This window comes from Rhodococcus sp. NPDC079359 (assembly GCF_040702585.1).
In the GTDB taxonomy this organism is placed as follows: Bacteria; Actinomycetota; Actinomycetes; order Mycobacteriales; family Mycobacteriaceae; genus Rhodococcoides.
Genome location: NZ_JBFBLH010000004.1, coordinates 118,578 through 136,168, shown reverse-complemented (window position 1 = coordinate 136,168; position 17,591 = coordinate 118,578). Strand labels below are relative to the sequence as shown.

At 63.7% G+C, this 17,591-nt stretch carries 15 protein-coding genes; 8 read left to right on the top strand and 7 right to left on the bottom strand.

What is annotated here, in order from left to right; all coding sequences use genetic code 11:
- Window positions 1-66: 66 nt before the first annotated feature.
- The 5 genes from mftD (AB0362_RS11940) to mftA are packed head-to-tail and all read right to left on the bottom strand — an operon-like array spanning window position 67 to window position 4,105.
- Window positions 67-1,254: a pre-mycofactocin synthase MftD gene (gene mftD / locus AB0362_RS11940; protein WP_317808807.1), complete on the bottom strand. Its 1,188-nt coding sequence runs from the start codon at window positions 1,252-1,254 to the stop codon at window positions 67-69.
- Window positions 1,251-2,429 carry a pre-mycofactocin synthase MftD gene (gene mftD / locus AB0362_RS11935; RefSeq protein ID WP_269594349.1) on the bottom strand — a complete coding sequence of 393 codons (1,179 nt, stop codon included), beginning with the start codon at window positions 2,427-2,429 and terminating at the stop codon, window positions 1,251-1,253. Before mftD (AB0362_RS11935) ends, mftD (AB0362_RS11940) begins: the two co-directional genes overlap by 4 nt.
- On the bottom strand, window positions 2,429-3,661 hold the full coding sequence (gene mftC / locus AB0362_RS11930) for a mycofactocin radical SAM maturase (RefSeq protein WP_037188381.1): 1,233 nt from the start codon (window positions 3,659-3,661) through the stop codon (window positions 2,429-2,431). Before mftC ends, mftD (AB0362_RS11935) begins: the two co-directional genes overlap by 1 nt.
- Window positions 3,662-3,695: 34 nt before the next feature.
- Window positions 3,696-3,989 (bottom strand): mycofactocin biosynthesis chaperone MftB, encoded by a 294-nt coding sequence (mftB, locus tag AB0362_RS11925; protein WP_068051521.1) that lies wholly within the window; start codon window positions 3,987-3,989, stop codon window positions 3,696-3,698.
- Window positions 3,990-3,991: 2 nt separating this feature from the next.
- Complete coding sequence (mftA, locus tag AB0362_RS11920) at window positions 3,992-4,105, bottom strand: mycofactocin precursor MftA (RefSeq protein WP_094639111.1); 114 nt, start codon at window positions 4,103-4,105, stop codon at window positions 3,992-3,994.
- A 106-nt stretch (window positions 4,106-4,211) separates the two neighbouring features.
- Here mftA and mftR point away from each other — a divergent pair, with 106 nt between their 5' ends.
- Window positions 4,212-4,865 carry a mycofactocin system transcriptional regulator gene (gene mftR / locus AB0362_RS11915; protein ID WP_317808701.1) on the top strand — a complete coding sequence of 218 codons (654 nt, stop codon included), beginning with the start codon at window positions 4,212-4,214 and terminating at the stop codon, window positions 4,863-4,865.
- Window positions 4,866-4,950: 85 nt separating this feature from the next.
- Here mftR and AB0362_RS11910 read toward each other — a convergent pair whose 3' ends face one another.
- On the bottom strand, window positions 4,951-5,697 hold the full coding sequence (locus AB0362_RS11910; protein WP_317547421.1) for a FadR/GntR family transcriptional regulator: 747 nt from the start codon (window positions 5,695-5,697) through the stop codon (window positions 4,951-4,953).
- 117 nt (window positions 5,698-5,814) lie between these two features.
- Between AB0362_RS11910 and AB0362_RS11905 the strand changes: the two genes are divergently transcribed.
- Genes AB0362_RS11905 through AB0362_RS11890 form a run of 4 tightly spaced genes read left to right on the top strand, consistent with a single transcriptional unit; the run spans window position 5,815 to window position 10,552 of the window.
- Entirely contained in the window at window positions 5,815-7,491 is a 1,677-nt protein-coding gene (locus AB0362_RS11905) for an AMP-binding protein (RefSeq protein WP_317808700.1), read from the top strand.
- Between the two features lie 45 nt (window positions 7,492-7,536).
- Complete coding sequence (locus AB0362_RS11900) at window positions 7,537-8,283, top strand: enoyl-CoA hydratase-related protein (RefSeq protein ID WP_317547423.1); 747 nt, start codon at window positions 7,537-7,539, stop codon at window positions 8,281-8,283.
- Entirely contained in the window at window positions 8,280-9,494 is a 1,215-nt protein-coding gene (locus tag AB0362_RS11895; protein ID WP_317808698.1) for an acyl-CoA dehydrogenase family protein, read from the top strand. Before AB0362_RS11900 ends, AB0362_RS11895 begins: the two co-directional genes overlap by 4 nt.
- A complete protein-coding gene (locus tag AB0362_RS11890; protein WP_317808697.1) occupies window positions 9,491-10,552 on the top strand; it encodes an acyl-CoA dehydrogenase family protein in 1,062 nt (353 codons plus the stop codon). The genes AB0362_RS11895 and AB0362_RS11890 overlap by 4 nt, the downstream gene beginning before the upstream one ends.
- Window positions 10,553-10,557: 5 nt before the next feature.
- Here AB0362_RS11890 and AB0362_RS11885 read toward each other — a convergent pair whose 3' ends face one another.
- Window positions 10,558-13,944, bottom strand: coding sequence for a pyruvate carboxylase (locus AB0362_RS11885; RefSeq protein ID WP_317808696.1), 3,387 nt, complete (start codon window positions 13,942-13,944; stop codon window positions 10,558-10,560).
- Window positions 13,945-14,155: 211 nt separating this feature from the next.
- Here AB0362_RS11885 and AB0362_RS11880 point away from each other — a divergent pair, with 211 nt between their 5' ends.
- The 3 genes from AB0362_RS11880 to AB0362_RS11870 are packed head-to-tail and all read left to right on the top strand — an operon-like array spanning window position 14,156 to window position 17,588.
- Window positions 14,156-15,895 (top strand): PEP-utilizing enzyme, encoded by a 1,740-nt coding sequence (locus AB0362_RS11880; RefSeq protein ID WP_317547428.1) that lies wholly within the window; start codon window positions 14,156-14,158, stop codon window positions 15,893-15,895.
- Window positions 15,892-16,830, top strand: a complete 939-nt coding sequence (locus AB0362_RS11875; protein WP_317547429.1) for a TIGR03619 family F420-dependent LLM class oxidoreductase — start codon at window positions 15,892-15,894, stop codon at window positions 16,828-16,830. The genes AB0362_RS11880 and AB0362_RS11875 overlap by 4 nt, the downstream gene beginning before the upstream one ends.
- The gene (locus tag AB0362_RS11870; RefSeq protein ID WP_317808695.1) at window positions 16,827-17,588 is read left to right on the top strand and encodes an SDR family NAD(P)-dependent oxidoreductase; all 762 of its coding nucleotides are present in this window, start codon (window positions 16,827-16,829) and stop codon (window positions 17,586-17,588) included. The genes AB0362_RS11875 and AB0362_RS11870 overlap by 4 nt, the downstream gene beginning before the upstream one ends.
- Window positions 17,589-17,591 lie beyond the last annotated feature (3 nt).

Here is a 17,591-nt window from a genome sequence, read left to right as displayed (position 1 = left end):
CCTGCGGCGGCCGTCCAGGTCGAATCGGCCCCTCGGTTCTGGATCCCGGACTCCGATCGGCGTCGGTTATCCCAGACCTGGGAGCTGATTCGACCGCGTGAAGTCAGGCGGCACGAGGACATCCGACGGTGACAGTTCGTGGACCGACGTGCGACCGAGACCGAGTACGGCGGAGTCCAGGCCGCCGCGCAGGATGTCGAGGACGTTCTCCACTCCGGCCTGACCGTTCGCCGCCAGACCCCACAGATACGCCCGCCCGATCAACACCGCCCGCGCACCGAGCGCGAGCGCCTTCGCGATGTCACTTCCCCGACGCACACCACCGTCGAGGGTGATCTCTACCTGATCGCCCACGGCCTCGGCGATCGCAGGCAACACCCTGATCGACGCCGGGGAACCGTCGAGATTGTTACCACCGTGATTGGACACCGAGATCGCGGTGACGCCTGCGTCCACGGCCCGCAGTGCGTCGTCGACCCGCGAGATGCCCTTGAGCATGAACGGCCCGTCCCACTGCTCGCGCAACCACGCGATGTCATCCCACGTGGGCAGCGGGGTCGCCTTCCACTCTCGATAAGCAGCGAAGAACGTCGGCGCACGCCCACCGGGCGGCGCGAGGTTCGGAGCAGTCAGATCAGGGAATACGCCCGACCGCGCCCACTGCGTCAGCCACCGTGGCCGACACAGCGCTTGCGGCGCGAACCGGATCATCGCCCTCGGATCGAGGCGTTCGGGAATCACCGGGCTACCCCAGTCACGGCCCTCCGAGAACGACCAGTCCATCGTCAGAATCAGCCCGACCGCGCCTGCATCACGTGCACGCTGAAGCATGTGCCCCAACAACTCTCGTGAACCGACCCAGTGCAGCTGAAAGAACGTCTGTGGGTTGGCCGCGACGACCTCTTCGATCGGTTTGCTCGCGAACAACGACAACCCCATCGAAATCCCCCGCGCCGCAGCAGCTCTGGCGACGGCGACCTCACCGTCCGGGTGTACCGCCTGCACACCCGTCGGGGAGATCATTGCCGGGAACGCCAGCGGTTGCCCCATCAGTGTCGTCGACAACTCTCGGGTGTCCGACAACCCTGCAACGTGTGGGGCGAAACCGAGTTCGGCGAACGCGGCGGTGTTGTCCGCCGCGGTCAGACCACGTTCGGAACCCGCCACCAGCGCCGAGTACACCGACGGCGGTAGACGTTTCCGAGCTCGCCGCTGGGCCTCGGCAACGGTCTCGAACCACACGCCCTCGCTCAGACCCCGAGCTTCCGGTCGAACCCGGGCGGCATCACCACATCCGACGGCGAGAGATCGTGTACCGAGGTGTGTCCGAGACCGAGGACCGCGGAATCGACTCCGCCGCGCAGAATGTCGAGCACGTTCTCCACGCCTGCCTGACCGCCGGCCGACAGACCCCACAGGTACGCCCGGCCGATGAGCACCGCACGCGCACCGAGTGCCAGCGCCTTCACCACGTCGCTGCCGCGCCGGATTCCGCCGTCGAGGGTGATCTCGATCTGATCGCCCACGGCTTCGGCGATCGCAGGCAACGCCCGGATCGGTGCTGGGGTGCCGTCGAGATTGTTGCCGCCGTGATTGGAGACGGAAATAGCGGTCACGCCCGCGTCGACGGCTCGTTTGGCGTCATCGACCCGCATCACTCCCTTGAGCATGAACGGCCCACCCCACTGCTCACGGAGCCAGGCCACGTCCTCCCACGTCGGCAACGGGGTGCCCATCCATTCGCCGTACGCACCGAAGAACGTCGGTGCAGGACCGCCGGTGGGTGGCGTCAGGTTCGGGGTCGTCAGGTCGGGAATCTTGCCGGTCTTGGCGAACTCCCACAACCACTTCGGTCGCATGATGCCCTCGGGGGCGAATTGCACCATTGCCTTGAGGTCCATCTTCTCCGGAATCGACGGGCTGCCCCAATCGCGGCCGTTGGAGAACGACCAGTCCAGGGTCATGATCAATCCGACGGCCCCCGCGGCGCGTGCCCGCTCCATCCGCTGCAGCAGGATCTCACGCGAGCCCACCCAGTACATCTGGAAGAACGTCTGCGGATTCGCCGCAGCGACCTCCTCGACGGACTTGCTGGCGAACGAGGACAGTCCGATCGGAATGCCCCGCGCTGCAGCAGCTCTCGCGACGGCTACCTCACCGTCGGGATGAACCGCCTGGACACCCGTCGGGGAGATCATCACCGGGAACGACAGGGGTTGCCCCATCACCGTCGTCGACAAGTCCCGCTTGTCCGACAACCCCGCAACGTGCGGGGCGAACCCGAGTTCGCCGAATGCTGCCATGTTGTCGTCGATCGTCAACCCGCGCTCGGACCCCGCCACGAGTGCGGCGTACACGGACTTCGGTAGACGTTTCTTCGCACGCCGCTGCGCTTCGGCAACGGTCTCGAACCACGCACTCTTGGCCATCAGTGTTCCTGTTCCATTCCTGCGAGCGGGTTCTCGTCGCAGATCTTCGCCGGCGGGCGCATCATCAGCGTGAGCGGCACCGACTTTCGTGGGGTCTTGCGCTGCCCGGTACGGGAATGGTCGACGCTGGACTTCGGGATCTCCCCCGCCGCCGCCAACGCCATTTCGCCGTTACCGATGACGCATTCGGGATCCGGACCGTCCATGGGCAGGCCAGTGAAGAATTTCGCCGCCATGCAGCCACCGCGGCACGCATCGAAATGAGCACACTTGGTGCATGCACCCGAAGTCTGCGGAGACCTCAACTCCTGGAACAATTCAGAAGTCTGCCAGACGGATTGGAACCCGCCCATGCCGTCTTTGGCGTCTCGCACGATGTTGCCGGCGAGGAAGTTCTCGTGGATGGCGAAGGGGCATGCGTACACGTCGCCGATCGGGTCGATCAGACACACCACGCGCCCGGCACCACACAGGTTGAGTCCGGGCAGAGCATCACCGAATGCCGACAGGTGGAAGAACGAATCACCGGTCAACACCCCCTCACCGTTCGCGACGAGCCAGTTGTAGAGCTCTCGCTGCTGCCCCGCAGTCGGATGCAGATCGTCCCAGACATCCGCGCCACGTCCCGACGGTCGAAGCCGCGTGATGCGCAGTGTCGCAGCGTATTTGTCGGCCAAGGCCTTGAAGTCGTCGAGCTGAGAAACGTTGTGCCGGGTGACGACCACCGAGATCTTCGCGTCCCGGAAGCCCGCCTCCTTCAGATTCTCCAATGCACGGCAGGCCATGTCGAACGAGCCCGGCCCGCGGACCGCGTCGTTGACCTCTGCCGTAGCGCCGTCGATGGAGATCTGCACATCCACGTAATCCGACGCAGCCAAACGCGCCGCGACCTTCTTGTCGATCTTGACCCCGTTGGTGGAGAACTTCACCCCCACCTGATGCGCAGTCGCATAGTCGACGAGCTCCCAGAAGTCCGACCGCACCGTCGGCTCACCGCCACCGATGTTGACGTAGAACACCTGCATCTTCTGCAGCTCGTCGATGATCGACTTGCACTGCTCGGTACTGAGTTCGCGCGGGTCACGGCGACCCGACGAGGACAGGCAGTGCACGCAGGAAAGGTTGCAGGCGTAGGTCAACTCCCACGTAAGACAGATGGGGGCGTCGAGTCCGAGTTCGAATTGATCGACCAGTTTTCCTACCGGAGCTGGTCTTTCGAGGGTGGAGGTCATGGGCGGAAGTCCTCTTCTGCGATAGGTCAGGGCTTTACGGGCGAGTGATCATGTTCGAGCGGGCCAGCGTCGCGAGTGCCGTCACATACGGCGCCGACTGCGACTCGGTGATTCCCGCAGCCGCAATCGCCGACCGCATATCCGGGTGGTCGGGCAGCGATTCGATGATCGCCACGATCGTGCGGTTCTTCAGGAACGAGAGCTTGCGAGTTCCGAAGTGGTAGAGCAGCGCCCCGAACGACTCCGGCCGTAACGCCACCTGCGGATGCAGAATCCACCGCACATCCAGGTCCAACTCGTCGAGGTCCTCACGCACCGCAGTGGTCATGATCAGTACACGCCGCACATGCCGTCGATGGATACTTCCTCGACCAACGACTCTTCGACCAGATCGGATTCGACGACTGCCGTATCGACTACAGCGTTCTCGTTGTTCTTCGACATCGGAAACCTCCTGAGGTTGTTGCGGACCACAATCGGAGTCGACAGTGGCTTGGGTCACCAACATAATGACACTGAGTGCAGAAAACCAGAGAATGGAAAGAAGAAAATGGTCAGGAGCGCAAAACCGTCCAGTCAGCCAGGTAGGCGCCCGTCCACAACGCGGGGCGAGCTGAGCGATCTCGGAATCGAACTGTTCGCCGCCAAGGGATTCGAGGAGACCAGCGTCGACGACATAGCCGATGCCGCGGGCATCGCTCGACGCACGTTCTTTCGCTACTTCCCGTCCAAGAACGCAGTTCCCTGGGGCGATTTCGACGCTCAACTCACGGCATTGAGGACGCATCTGAACGACCTGCCCGGCAACGTCGGACTCGCGGACGGATTGCACTCGGCCCTGTTGCAGTTCAACACATTCCCCGAGGAAGAAGCCGCCGTTCACCGTCAGCGCATGGCACTGATCCTGGGAAATCCAGCACTGCAGAGCTACTCGATGGTGATGTACGAGGGCTGGCGTCAGGTCATCGCCGAATACGTGGCAGCACGGACGAACTCCGACCCCGGCGACCATCTTCCGCGCACCGTCGGATGGATGGTCTTGGGGGTGGCGATCTCGGCGTACGAGCATTGGCTGATCGACGAGAACAACAGCCTTCCCGAGCTTCTGACGGCAGGAGCGTCGGTTCTCTTCACCGGTGTCGGTCCGCTTCGAGCACCCAGCGACACTGCCGAAAGCCGACTGGACGGAGAGCGCATCGAGTGAGCACTGGAAACCGAGCACTGCGCCGACTCACACCGTCAGCTCGATGGAGTCAGCGACGAGATCCGCTCCGACACCACCTCGAGATCTACATCTGCCACCGCACCGGACGGGAAATTATGGCCCGCAGACGGCGGCGGTAGTACTTCGCCGATTCGGTGACGAACGCGCTCATCGTGGCCGCAGCAGCGTCGGGATCGCGCAGGCTCAGCGCATCGAGGACATCCTGCTGCATCTCGATAGCCGCCAGCCGCGTCGCGAGAGGATGCTCGTTCGGTTCGGCGTCGCGTACCAACAACCAAAGAGTTTCCATCAGGATGTTCAGGACCGGATTTCCGGCCGCGTCGTACACCCCCCGCTGGAACTCTGCATTGTTCTCCTGGAAATTTCCGTAATCACCGGGGTCCTCACGCATTCGGTCGAGAGCACTCTGCATGAGCTGTATCTGCTCGTCGCTCACATTCGTCGCGGCCTCGCGAGCGATGATGGGCTCGAGCATCAGACGGGCATCGATGACGTCGCTGATGTTGGCCCCGTCCAACTGCAGGAACAGCTTCATGGTGTTGCCGAGCGATTCGAGCCTCGGTCGCTTGACCACAGGGCCGCCGCCGATCCCCGATTTGATGGTGACCAGATCACGGCTTTCGAGCAACCGCAGCGCTTCACGGACCGTGGTCCGAGCAACACCGTGCTCGGCCATCATGTCTTTTTCCGTGGGCAACCGCTCCCCCTCCACGACGCCCCCGTCGAGGATCCGGTCCGCGATGATGTTGGCGATCCTCGCGGAGACCTTGGGCGACCGCACCCGGGGAGCGGCGCTCTCCTCAGCTGTCATGTCTGTGACCTCACCTCGTTGTTCTCGGTGTGATGCGGGTTAACTCTATACATAGTTTGGTAGCTTAGTTACTGTAGTGATTGTCAGAAAACTGAGGGACTAGGGCAGGAGCCGACCATGTTGCCGACTCGGCCGCCGGACATCGACCTCGCCCGGACGTATCGCGAACGCGGGCTGTGGAGAGATCTTCCGATCGGGCATTACCTCTCGCGTGCCGCTCGCCTCTACCCCGACGCCACTGCAGTGGTGGACGGCGACCGGCGCGCGACATTCGCCGACATAGACCGTGACGCGACTCGTCTGGCGGCTGCCTTGCACGCCAGAGGAATCACCTCCGACGATGTGATCGCATTCCAACTCCCAAACTGCACCGAGGCAATCGTCGTATTTCATGCCGCGATGAAGCTCGGAGCCACCGCCAATCCGATCGTGCCGATCTACCGGTTTCGCGAGCTGCGATTCATCTTCGGTCAGTCGCGGGCGCGGATCGCCTTCGTGCCCGCGGAGTTGCACGGGGTCGACGTAACCGACATGTACAGCGATCTCTCCGCCGAACTACCGGACCTCGAATCGATTGTCACCGTAGGCGATTACGGGGACGACCGACCTGGCACGAGGTGGACCGACCTGATCGGCGAGGTCACGGACTCGATGGTCGCCGATCTCGATGCTGCGACTTCTCCGTCGCCCGACGACGTCTGCTTGTTGCTCTACACGTCGGGGACGACCGCAGATCCCAAAGGCGTACTGCACAGCCACAACACGCTGGTCTACGAAAACCTCTCGATGGCGCGGTGGTTCGGACTGAACGAAACCGACGTCGTCTTCAATCCGTCTCCGGTCACGCACATCACCGGGGTCAACTGCGCTCTGGTTCTCCCGTTCGTGGTGGGCGCAACCGTGGTGTTGCAGGCCGACTGGGATCCGGTGACGGCGTTGCAGCGAGTGATCGACGAACGGTGCAGCTTCATGATCTTCTCGACGCCGTTCCTTCGAGGCTTGCTCGATGCCGCCGAGGCGACCGACTCGTCGACCCCGTCGATCCGGTACATAGTCTGCGGTGGAGCCGACATCCCCGATGCTCTGACAGCGGCGGCCACCACCCGCCTCGGCACCGTCGTTCGGATGTACGGGGCCACCGAGGGGCCGTCGGTCACCACAGCGGACCGGTGGGACCCGCCTGCCCTGCGGATGAAATCCGACGGTCGCCCCATCGAGTCGACCGAGGTGATGGTGACCGATGCCGACGGTGGACTCGCGCAGACCGGCGATGTCGGCGAGATTCTATGGCGTGGACCGGACACCTTTCTCGGCTACCTCGATGCCTCTCTCAATACGGCGGCGTTCACCGAGGACGGATTTTTCCGTACCGGTGATCTCGGCCGCTTCGACGCCAGCGGTGCCCTCCATGTGGTGGGGCGAATCAAGGACATCATCAACCGGTCGGGTGAGAAGGTCAGCGCCTACGACGTGGAGAACGAGCTCGGCGCACACCCCGACGTGCTCGAGATTGCCGTGGTGGCAGGTCCCGATCCTGTGACGGGAGAACGTGGTTGCGCATTCGTCGTCACCCGCGAGCACCGAGACCTGAGTCTCGAGGAGGTGCGTGAGTTCCTCGTGCACCGCCGAATCGCCATGCAGAAAATTCCGGAAAGCCTGTTCATCGTAGATTCGCTGCCCAAGACGGCAAGCGGAAAAATTCAGAAGTTCGCGCTGCGCAACTGGACGCAGGACCGCGTCACGGTGCCGCCGCAGATGGCTGCGATGACCTTTGCCGCAGCACACGAAAGATAGGACATCCCAATGCCTCTCCAGCCTGATGGAATCGAACATCTCACGGTGACCGAGCCGGAACCCGGCATCGCAGTGGTCGAATTGGCCCGCGGCAAGGTCAACGCCATCGATACGCAGATGTACGGGGAGATCGCTACGGTCTTCGAAGCACTGTCGGACAACCAGGATATTCGCGCTGTTGTACTGACCGGTCGTGGCCGAATATTCTGCGCCGGAAACGATCTCGGGAGCTTTCGGGTCATGGATTCGATCGGCGGAGAGATCGAGATGCGGGCAGCGCGCCGGGCGATTTTCGGAGTTCTGGACTGCGCACTCCCGGTGATCGCGGCCGTCAACGGCCCCTGCCTCGGAAGCGGATTCGGATTGACCTCGGTCTGCGATCTGGTGGTCGCGTCGGAGCGAGCCACCTTCGGCCTGCCGGAGATGGGAGTCGGTGTGCTCGGCGGCGGCCGGTTCACGGCCCGAATGCTGCCGCAGCAAGCCATGCGGCGGCTGTTCTTCACCGCCGAAGCTGTCGAGGCCGAAACCCTGCGCAGGTGGGGCGCACCGATCGAGGTCGTCCCACATGAAGAGTGTCTGACCACGGCCATGACACGTGCGCGATCCATTGCGTCGAAGAGCCGCTACGCACTCACCCTGGCGAAGAAGTCGCTCAACGGCTGCGAGGACCTCGATCTCAAGCGCGGATACGAGCTGGAACAGACGTTCACACTGCGCCTGTCCGAACACCCGGACTCGAAGTCGGCAGTCGAGGCACGCATAGCCGAGATGGCAGGAGGCAAGAAGGCATGACGCCGAACGATCGCGGTATCGACGTTCGGGTCTTCACCGAGAAGGCCGAGGCATGGCTCGAAGAAAACCTGGCGCGGCGAACCAACGAATCGACCGATTCGAATTACGCGATCTTCCACGACCGCAGCCACGACGAGGAGCGGCAACTCATCGACGCCGCCAAACACTGGCAGGGGGTGCGCGTCGACGCCGGCTTCGGAGCCATCACGTGGGCTCCGGAATGGGGCGGTCCGGGGTTGACCGCAAGCCACGAGCGCGCGTACGTCGGGCTCGAGCGAGACTTCGCAGCGCCGGAGCGGCACGAAAGCGTCCTTGTCACGGTCGAGCTGGTGGCCCCGACAATTCATGCCCTGGGCACGGACGAGCAGAAGCAGCAGTTCGTCACGTCCTTTCTGCGGGCCGAACAATTGTGTTGTCAGCTGTTCTCGGAGCCCGGAGCCGGGTCCGACCTCGCCGGATTGTCCACCAAGGCAGCGAAAACCGACGGTGGCTGGCGGGTGAACGGCCAGAAAGTGTGGAGCTCGGGAGCTCAGTTCTCGGAATGGGGTCTACTCATCGCCCGCACCGATACGACAGTCCCGAAACACCGAGGTATGACGGCATTCATGGTGCCGATGCACACCCCGGGTGTCGATATCAGGCCGATCCGCCAGATGTCCGGTGGCTCGACCTTCAACGAGGTGTTCTTCTCCGACGTCGAACTGCCGGATTCGCTGCGCCTCGGAGCCGAGGGGGACGGCTGGACTGTCGCACTCACGACGCTCGGCTTCGAGCGAAGTTCGAGCGCGGGAATTGTCAGCGCCGGAGGAAACAGTGCCGACTTGGTCCGGCTGGCAAAGACTTTGGGCATAACCGACGACCCACTGGTTCGCCAGCAGCTCGCCGACGCGGCGATCTACGAGCGGGCCGCGGCGTTACTGGTAGCCCGGTACGCCGAGCGAGAGTTGGCCGGGGCGGTCCCGGGCGTGGAAGGTTCCATCGGCAAGCTGGTCTGGACTCAGAACCTCAAGCGAATCGGCGACGCCGCGGCGTCGTTCCTCGGGCCGAGCATCCTGGCCGACACCGGGGTGCTCGACACCTTCGCCTGGACCGAGCATCTTCTCGGCGCCCCCGGCTACCGAATTGCCGGGGGCTCGGACGAGATTCAGCGCAACATCATCGGCGAACGCGGACTCGGCTTGCCGCGTGAACCACGGGAAGGCCTCGCATGAGACTCGAACTGTCCGAAGAACAGCAGGACCTGAGCAATAGCCTGCGCGCGTCCTTGTCCAGAACTGCTGCAGGACAGGATGTATGGCCTGCGCTTCTGGAGATGGGCTTGACCGAGATTCCGTTCCCCGAACACGTCGGCGGTGCGGGCTTCACGCTGAAGGACACTGCTGTCGTGATGTCCGAACTCGGTCGATCGCTCGGAAGTGCTCCGTACTTCTCGTCGGTGATCTTGGCAGGGCTCACTCTGCTGCATGCCGGTTCCGATGCTGCCTGCAAGCAGTACCTCCCGTCGATCGCCGATGGCTCCGCCGCTGCAGCGCTCGTGACGGGATTTCCCTTCGGCACGTCGCTCGTCGCTGCGCGCGTACAGGACTCCGACACCGTCGTTCTCGACGGTGCCCAGGAGTCCGTAGTCGACGGCTCCGATGCCGATGTGTTGCTCGTGGTCGCGAACGGATCGGACGGACCTCACCTCGCTGCGATCGACGCACACGCAGAGGGAGTTATCCGAACTCGCCGAGAAACATTGGATTTCACCCGAGGGCTTGCTCGCGTCGAGTTCTCCGGTGCCCTCGCGCACCGAATCACCGGCGCAGACCTGTCGGCCGGTCTCGACACAGCGCAAGCAGTGGCGATCACGGCACTTGCCGCCGAGCAAGTGGGCGCAGCGCGGGCCTGCCTGGAGATGTCGGTGGAATATGCGAAGACCCGGCGACAATTCGGCCGGGCCATCGGGTCGTTCCAAGCGATCAAGCATCGTCTGACCGACATGTCGATCGCGATCGAACTGGCCGAGGCCGCTGTGCTTCACGCCGCGGGAGCCGACACGCGACTCGGCCCGGAGTTCGCCGTCGCTGCGGCCACCGCGCGGGTGCTCGCTTCGCGGGCCGCTACGTTCGCCGCCGAGGAGTCCATCCAGATCCACGGGGGCATCGGCTTCACGTGGGAACACCCATTACACAGGTACTTTCGTCGGGCCAAGACCAGCGAGCTCCTGTTCGGAAGCACCACCCTGCACGTGGCGGCCGTTGCGGCCGCCCTCGTGCAGGGTCCCTGAGGGCCCTAGGCCCCTACCACCAACAACAGGTCACCGCCCTCGACCGGTGCCCCGCCGCCGATCAGCACTCGGGTGACGACGCCTGCGGTGGTCGCGGTGATCGTCGCTTCCATCTTCATTGCTTCGATGGATCCCACCGACTCCCCCTTGTCCACGGTGTCACCCTCTTTCACCGACAGCGTCACCACGCCGCTGAAAGGTGCGGACAGATGAGCAGGATCGGTGCGGTCCGCCTTCTCGGCGGACCGCAAGGCGGTCTCGATGCTCCGATCACGCACCCGCACCGGCCGCAGTTGACCGTTGAGGACGCACAACACATTTCGACTTCCCGCGGGGTCGGGTTCGGAGATCGCCTCCAATCCGATGAGCAATTCCACCCCCGGTTCGAGCACGACTCGGTGTTCGTCGCCCTGTCGCAACCCGTAGAAATACTGATTGGTCGACAGCTGCGACGTATCGCCGTACCTGTCGCGGTGTCGCTCGAACTCAGCAGCTGGCCCCGGGAACAACAACCTGTTCAACGTCTCTTGCCGCTCGCGTCCCGACGTTGCCAGAGCCGCTCGATCCGCGGCACCGACCGAAACCTGAGGGCAGGCCTCTCCCCTCCCCTTCAGCGTCCGACTCCGCAGCGGTTCGGGCCAACCTCCGGCCGGCGTGCCGAGATCACCACGGAGGAAGTCGACGACCGATCCTGGAATGTCGTAGCTCGACGGGTCGGCAGCGAATTCCGCTGCGGTGGCATCTGCACCGACAAGAGCCATCGCCAGGTCCCCTACGACCTTCGAGGACGGTGTGACCTTGGTGATCCGCCCCAGAATGCGGTCTGCACCTGCGTACGCCTCCTCGATGTCCTCGAAGCGCTCCGCGAGTCCCAATGCAGCCGCCTGCTGCCTGAGATTGGAGAGTTGGCCACCCGGGATCTCGTGCACGTACACCCGTCCCGTCGGTGCCCGCAGTCCGGACTCGAAGGGTGCATACGCCGATCGCACTGCAGCCCAGTACGGTTCGAGGTCGCATACCGAACCGAGATCGAGGCCAGTGGCGCGATCGGTGTGTTCGGTTGCGGCCACGATGGCCGACAGTGCCGGCTGGCTCGTCGTACCGGCGAGCGCCGCGCTCGCGCCGTCCACAGCGTCTACTCCCGCTTGCCACGCAGCGTAATAGGTAGCCAACTGGCCTCCCGGTGTGTCGTGGGTGTGCAGATGCACGGGGAGGTCGAACCGTGACCGCAAGGCGGTGACCAAGGTGGCTGCCGAAGCCGGACGCAGCAGGCCGGCCATGTCCTTGACGGCCAGAACATGAGCTCCCGCCTCGACGATCTCCTCGGCCAACCGGAGATAGTAGTCGAGGGTGTAGAGGCTCTCACCCGGATCGGCCAGGTCACCGGTGTAGGACATTGCCACCTCCGCCACCGCGACACCGGTATCACGCACCGCATCGATCGCGGGCCTCATCTGATCGACATTGTTCAGAGCATCGAAGATTCGGAAGATGTCGATACCGGTCTCGGCCGCCTCCGCCACGAAAGCATGCGTGACGCTGTCCGGATAGGCCGTGTATCCCACGGTGTTCCGGCCGCGCAGTAGCATCTGGAGACAGATGTTGGGCATCGCGGATCGCAACAGCGCGAGCCGTTCCCACGGATTCTCGTGCAGGAAGCGCAGCGCGACATCGTACGTTGCACCACCCCACGCCTCCACCGACAACAGCTGCGGTGTCAGTCGCGCGACGTGGGGTGCCACGGCCACCAGATCACGGGTGCGTACCCGCGTGGCCAGCAGCGATTGATGAGCGTCCCGAAACGTCGTATCGGTCACTGCAAGAGCGGAGGCCGAGCGAAGATCGGCTGCGAAGCCGGCCGGGCCGAGTGCACGGAGCCGATCGCGGGAGCCTGCAGGCGGGGCCGTGTGAGCGTCGATGGGAGGAAGCTTGTCGACGGGGTACACAGGCGACGGACGTTCCCCGTGCGGGCGGTTGACGGTCACGTCTGCGAGATACCGAAGAATACGAGAGCCGCGGTCTGCAGAGACGTTCTGCGTCAACAGAAGTGGATGGTCCTCGATGAAGTTCGTGTCGACGTTCCATGCGAGAAAGTCCGGATCTTCCAGGACCGCTTGCAGAAACGAAATGTTGGTCGCGACTCCTCGCACCCGAAACTCGGTGACCGCGCGCCGGGAGCGAGCACAGGCCGTCGCGAAATCTGCTCCTCTACAGATGATCTTGACGAGCATCGAGTCGAAGTGAGGGCTGATCTCCGATCCGACTCCGACGCTGCCGTCCAATCGCACACCCGATCCTCCCGGTGTGCGGTAGGCGGTGATCTCACCGGTGTCGGGACGGAATCCGTCGGTTGGATCCTCAGTGGTGATCCGGCATTGAATCGCCGAACCCCGGATTTCTATGTCGTCCTGGCTCAGACCCAGATCGGCCAGGGTGTCACCGAATGCGATCCGCAGTTGCGACGTCACCAGGTCCACGTCGGTGATCTCCTCGGTGACGGTGTGCTCCACCTGGATTCTGGGATTCATCTCGATGAAGACGTAGTTTCCGTGCGGATCGAGCAGAAACTCGACAGTGCCGGCGCAGGTGTAGCCGATGTGTCGAGCGAAGGCCACCGCATCGGCACACATCTGTTGCCGGAGTTCGGGATCGAGACCGGGTGCGGGTGCCACTTCGACGACCTTCTGGTGACGTCGCTGCAGTGAGCAGTCCCGCTCGAACAGATGGATGATTTCCCCACTCGAATCGCCGAGGATTTGCACCTCGATATGCCGGGGATCGATGACCGCCTGTTCGAGGAACACGGTCCCGTCACCGAATGCGGCTTTCGCTTCACGCGAGGCTGCCTCGATCGCGTCTCGGAGTTGCTCCGGCGCAGGCACTCTGCGCATTCCACGTCCACCGCCACCGGCGACCGCTTTGACGAACAGCGGGAAAGTCATGGCCCGGGCCGCATCGATCAGCACGTCCGGCTCGTCGGACGGAGGCGACGAAGCCAAGACCGGCAACCCGGCCGCTTTCGCTGCGGCGATCGCCCGGGACTTGTCACCGGTGAGCTCGAGGACCTCGACCGATGGACCGACGAAGGTGATGCCGGCATCCTTGCATGCCGTTGCCAATGCCGGGTTCTCCGAGAGGAATCCGTATCCGGGATACACCGCGTCGGCTCCCGACTCACGTACCGCAGCCATGACAGCGTCGACCGAAAGGTAAGCGCCGACCGGGTTTCCCGGGTCACCGATCTGGTACGCCTCGAAGGCCTTGGCGCGATGAGCGGAGTTTCGATCCTCGAAAGGATAGACCGCAACCGTCGAGGCGCCGAGTTCGACGGCGGCACGGAAAGCACGGACAGCAATCTCTCCGCGATTGGCGACGAGGACTTTCTCGAACATGGAGTTCCTCTCCAAGACCAGGGATGTGATCCGAGTCTCGCACAAGACGGTGACCATTACTACACTGCATATAAAGTTACTACCGAGATGCTCGTCGCCGGCACGTGCGTGCGACTTGCCGGAAAATATCTCTGTACATGTTTCTTTTGCTCCACAGTTTCTATAGTGTGACTTGAAATACAGTCCGGCATCAACGGCAGAGGAGCACTCAGTGAGCGTCGAGAACGATCGCGACAGCTGGATCACCGACTGGGAGTTCAGCGAGCGGTACCCGGTGTACACCCGAGCCAACGCCGGGGAAGTACTTCCCGACCCGTCGAGTCCCCTGAATGTGACCCTTGTCTGGAACAAGGGCCTCAACATCGGCTGGCGCGAAGGATATGTGGAACACCTCGGCACTCACCTGGCCTCCGAGATCGACGAGACCATGCCACAGATCATCGGCAACTTCGGCGGCTACCACTACACCAACTTCTCGATGACCGAGCTGAACGGAGCCCGCCTGCCGGGCTTGACCGTTCCGGTATGGAACAGCCTGTGGGTCGGCGATCACCCCGACATCCCGGAGTACGTCGAACAGCCCTGGCACCAGAACGATCGACTGACTGCAGGATTGGCCGACAAGACCGCGTGGGCACTGACCACCGACACCTTTCCCGAGGCAGAGGAGGCGAAGCGTCGCGCGGACGCCGCCCGCGCCGCGCGCCCCGACATTGCTGCACTGACTGATCGCGAACTGGTCGACCACGCGCGATCCTTCGTTCCGGACCTCGTTTTCTGCTACGCCTACCACCCGGTGACCACCACACTCTCGACCATGGGGCCGGCCGTAGCCGGAGCCCTTCTCGATGCGATCGGTGAGGCCGACAAGCTCGGCGACCTCCTCAGCGGGCTGGGCGGAGTCGACTCGGCAGAACCGTCGTACGCCCTGTGGAACATGGGTCGGTCGGTGGCGAAGTCCGCGGAACTGACCTCCCTGTTCGACTCCGGTCTTGCCACTCTCCTCGAGGCCGTCGACGCCAGTGACTCCCCCGATGCGAAGCAGTTCCGCCAGGACTTCGACGACTTTCTGTACAAGTTCGGATCGCGCGCCCCGAACGAGTGGGACATCCGTTCCGACAGTTGGGAATCGAAGCCGGTGCTCGCTTTGCTGGCCATCAACGGCATGCGCCTGAGTCCCGACGAATCAGACCCCGAGGTCATCAGAGGGCGCAACGAGAACAAGCGCATCGCACTCACCGCGGAGCTCGCCGCCAAGATGCCCGACGACGCAACTCGTCAGAGTTTCCTCGACGCCGCCAAATCCATCACCAAGTTCATGCCCTGGCGGGAGCGGACCAAGACGGCCTGCGTGAAGGTCATGGGCGAGATGCGCACGGCCCTCTACGAATTGGGCCATCGTATGGTCGATCGCGGCATCATGGGCGACCATCACGACGTCACCATGTTGCTCGACGACGAACTCGACGCGTTCGTCGCCGACCCCGAAACTTTCAAGAGCACCATCGCCGAGCGGCGCGAGCAGTACCTCGCGCTCTTCGACCTGGAGCCGCCCTTCTTCTTGTTCGAGCCACTCCCACTCTCGCAGTGGCCCAGAAGGACCGAGAACAAGGCGCAGGCCGCAGCTCCCGGCGATTCGTTGACCGGAGTCGGTGGTGCACCGGGGGTGAGTCGTGGACGAGCACGCGTCCTTCATGATCCCTACGAGGTCGGTGACCTCGCCGAGGGAGACATCATCGTTGCTCCACAGACGGACCCGGCCTGGACTCCGCTCTTCGTGTTCGCCGGCGGCGTCGTCGTCAACGTCGGTGCCACCATCACCCACTCATCGATCGTGTGCCGTGAACTGGGCATCCCGTGCGCAGTCTCGGTGCAGGACGCCACCCTGAGAATTCCCGACGGTGCGATGATCGAGGTCGACGGAAACACGGGAACGGTGACCGTACTGTGAGTCTCGCAATCGGGTTGTCCCTTCCTCAGCTCGGCGAACATGTCGATGCCGGGGCCGTCCGCGCCTTCGCCACCTCGGCCGAGGAACTGGGCTTCTCGAGCCTGTGGGTTCAGGAGCACCTGTTCTATCCCGAGGAGAACGAATCGATCTACGGCGGGCGACACACCACCAGCGTGCATCCGGCGTATCGCTCGGTACTCGGTGCCACAGAACTGATGGCGTTCACCGCTGCCTGCACCCGGACGATCACGATCGGCAGCAGCATTCTGGTGGCCGGCTATCATCGTCCGGTCGAATTGGCGCAACGCTTGTCGACTCTGGACCTACTGTCGGGCGGACGACTCGTGGCAGGCCTCGGGGCCGGCTGGTCCGATGAAGAACATGCTCAGATGGACGTCGATCCGCGCACCCGTGGCCGTCGGATGGGCGAATTGGTGCGGGCCGTGCAGGCCTGTTGGGGACCCGACCCGGTGGAATTCGAAGGCGAGTTCTTCACCATCCCCCGGTCCATCGTGCGCCCCAAACCGGTGCAACAGCCACACCCACCGCTGCTTTCGGGTCTTCGTTCGGCAACCGGATTGAAGCGCACCGCAGCACTGTTCGACATCTGGAACCCCAGTAGCGGCAGCCCGGAAGCTCTGCTCGAACAACTCGAGACGATGCGCGGCCTGCGTCCGAAAGGTACACACCCGGTGCGGTTGTTCCTACGTTCCTACCTGCAACGTCCGACGGACGCCGTCGGATCCGGAGGTCAAGGCATCGACGGGGTCCGAGGCGACATCCGCACTGCCCTGGCGGCAGGCGCAGAACACCTGATCGTCGAGCCCAACTTCTGGGACGCGATGCGTTCGCCGACCGATTGGGTCGACGTACCGGCACAGTTGGCAGTCCTGCTCGACGACGTCGAGGAACTGTCGACGGCGAGCGCATCGTGAACACCGTCGCTTTGGTCACAGGTGCAGGATCGGGTATCGGCCGTGCAACCGCTGAGATCATCCTCGCCAACGGCGGCTCGGTCGTTGCATTCGACACCACCGCGGAATCCTTGGATTGGTTGTCCGGCAACGACAATGCGGTGCCGTTCGTCGGCGACGTCACCCGACAGGACGACAACCGCGCAGCGGTACAGCACGCGGAGACCGCGTTCGGACGTCTCGACGCCCTGGTGCTCAATGCCGGTGTACCTGCATCCGGGTCCATCGAAACCCTCGACATGGAGGTCTTCGACCGCTCGATCGAGGTCAACCTCCGCGCCGTCGTACTCGGTGTGCGCGAATCCATTCCCGCGTTTCGCCGCACAGGTGGCGGTTCGATCGTGATCACCGCGTCGGCAACCGCGCTCGGTGGCGAGCCGAACCGCTGGCCGTACGCCGCGGCCAAAGCCGGGGCTGTGAACCTCGCGCGGTCCTTCGCCCTAGACCTGGCGAACGACCGAATCCGCGTCAACGCCGTCTGCCCAGGGCCCATCAGCACCGGCATGACCCGACGTATCGAGGACAACACCCCCGACCGCTACGAAGCGCTCAAAACGATGATCCCCCTGCACCGTTGGGGCACCGCTCACGAGGTGGGCGAGGTCATCGCATTCCTGGCCTCGCCGCTGGCGTCGTTCGTCACCGGTGTCGCGATCCCGGTCGACGGCGGGGCTACCTGCGGGAGCGGTCAGACGGTGCCGGTGCCGGCTCCCGCCTGACCC